Raw genomic sequence first — 1,906 nt, forward strand, 5'->3', positions numbered from 1 at the left:
GGCCCGGGACGGAATCCGTGGGATCGGGAGTGACCGGCACGACACACCGGCGACCGCCGCCCCGCCTCCCGAACTCCCGGAGAGGAGCGCGCGGCGGGGGTGACTCGGCGGTTTCGCGGTGGACTGTCGATGGGCCGGTCGCGGACTAGAGGTGATCGGGGGCGTTGACGCCCAGGCGGTGGAGGCCGTCGGCCAGCACCGTTCCGGTCGCCAGGGCGACGGCGAGCCGGACACGGTGGACGGCCCCGGGTTTCTCCTCCCCGACCGGGAGGGCGGGGGCGGTGGTCTCGGCGGCCAGGAGGGCGTCGGCGAGGGAGACCAGGAACCGCGCCACCGCTCCCCCGGCCTCGCCGGGCGTGCCCTCGGCGTCGAGGGCGGACGTCAGGGCGTCGCGCAGCCGGGGGTACTCGGCGATCAGCCGCACCACCTCCGACCGCCCGGCCCCCGCCGGCGTGACGGCGTCCGTGCCGGCGGGCCCGGTCGCCACCTCGCCCCCGGGGGCGGGCGTCAGGCCCATCGCCGCGCCGCCGCGCAGCAGGGCGCGGCAGCGGGCGTGCGCCCAGCGCACCGTGAACAGGGGGTTCGGCTCGCGCTGCGTCAGCAGCTCCGCCGGGTCCCCGCCGGCGACCGCCGCCCACCGGGCGACGTCCCGCGCCGGGTCCTCCGGCCACGGGGTGACCGGCGGGGCGTCCAGCCAGGGCGCGAGCACGGCGGCGTCGGCGTCCTCCGCGAGGTGGATGTCGAGGAAGCCGGGGCCGGCGACCTCCACCCGGGCCACGCCGGGGACGGCCGCCAGGTGGGCGCGCAGGGTCTCGGCGACCTCCCGGCCGGGGCGCCCGGCGGGTCCCGCCAGTGCGAGCGCTATGCCGGTGGACCAGTCCGCGTCCCCGTGCGGGGGGCGGCGCACGCCGGCGCGGCCGGGCACGGCCACGCGCAGGTCACCGCTCCGCACGGCGTGCCGGACGGAGCGCAGCACGGCGTCGGAGAGCTGGGCCGGGGTCACGGGCACAGGGTACGAGAGGGAGAGGGCTATCCCGCCAACGAGTTCGCCGGTCGGACACCGTGCGGGCGACCGGTGCGGGCCAGACGGCGGACATGGCCTGCCAGCTCGGCCGGTTCGAAGGGCTTGGCCACCACGGCGTCCACGTCCACCGGTATGTACGTCTCCACGGCGGCGCTGACCTGGACCAGCGGGAGGTGGACGGTGCGCGGGTTCTCCCGCAGCGCCCGCACCGTGCGGGGGCCGTCCATCCCGGGCATGGCCATGTCCAGGGTGATCACATCGGGGCGGAACCACGGGACCGTGTCGATGCACTCGGCACCGTCGGCCACCGTCACGACCTCGAACCCGTCCAGTTCGAGGATGACTCTGATCAGCTGCCGGATCACCGGATAGTCGTCGACCACCAGGACCCGGCCCAACGCGACTGGCACCCCTCCACAGTAGGACCACCGAGCATCCTGTGTACGCGCTTTCCCGGAACCTGCTACCGACGCGTAGCCCCACCTGCGACGCCGCCGCGACGCGCCGGTGCCGGGCACGCCCCGGGGCGGCTCCGGGAGCCCTCCGGGGCGGCTTCGGGAGCCATCCGGGGCGCCGCCGCCCGGCCGTTCCCGGGGCACGCCCCACCCGCACACAACCCGGTACGGGGCACCCCCTCGGAGCTGGTAGTGTTCTTCCCGTCGCCGCGAGACGGCGACACCGCCCCCGTAGCTCAGGGGATAGAGCAACGGCCTCCGGAGCCGTGTGCGCAGGTTCGAATCCTGCCGGGGGCACAGATGTGATGTCTCAGGACATCGAGGACGCCCGAACCTACAGGTTTGTAGGTTCGGGCGTTCGTCATTTTGGGGTGGGGCCTGGTGGGCGGCCGGTGCGCTGGTAGATGACGGTGGGGTCGAGGACCAG

Annotated in this window: 2 protein-coding genes and 1 tRNA gene; 1 reads left to right on the forward strand and 2 read right to left on the reverse strand. The window is 75.5% G+C overall.

Translation table 11 applies throughout. The annotated features are described in order from the left end of the window. Window positions 1–145: 145 nt before the first annotated feature. Together FNQ90_RS21445 and FNQ90_RS21450 are read right to left on the reverse strand one after the other, a co-directional pair. A complete protein-coding gene (locus FNQ90_RS21445) occupies window positions 146–1,003 on the reverse strand; it encodes a DALR anticodon-binding domain-containing protein (RefSeq protein WP_182607859.1) in 858 nt (285 codons plus the stop codon). 26 nt (window positions 1,004–1,029) lie between these two features. Continuing rightward, window positions 1,030–1,434: a response regulator gene (locus FNQ90_RS21450; protein ID WP_182607860.1), complete on the reverse strand. Its 405-nt coding sequence runs from the start codon at window positions 1,432–1,434 to the stop codon at window positions 1,030–1,032. A gap of 270 nt (window positions 1,435–1,704) precedes the next feature. Here FNQ90_RS21450 and FNQ90_RS21455 point away from each other — a divergent pair. Beyond that, window positions 1,705–1,776: transfer RNA gene (locus FNQ90_RS21455), tRNA-Arg, on the forward strand. Window positions 1,777–1,906: the final 130 nt, after the last annotated feature.

This window comes from Streptomyces alkaliphilus (genome assembly GCF_014141535.1).
Lineage (GTDB): Bacteria > Actinomycetota > Actinomycetes > Streptomycetales > Streptomycetaceae > Streptomyces > Streptomyces alkaliphilus.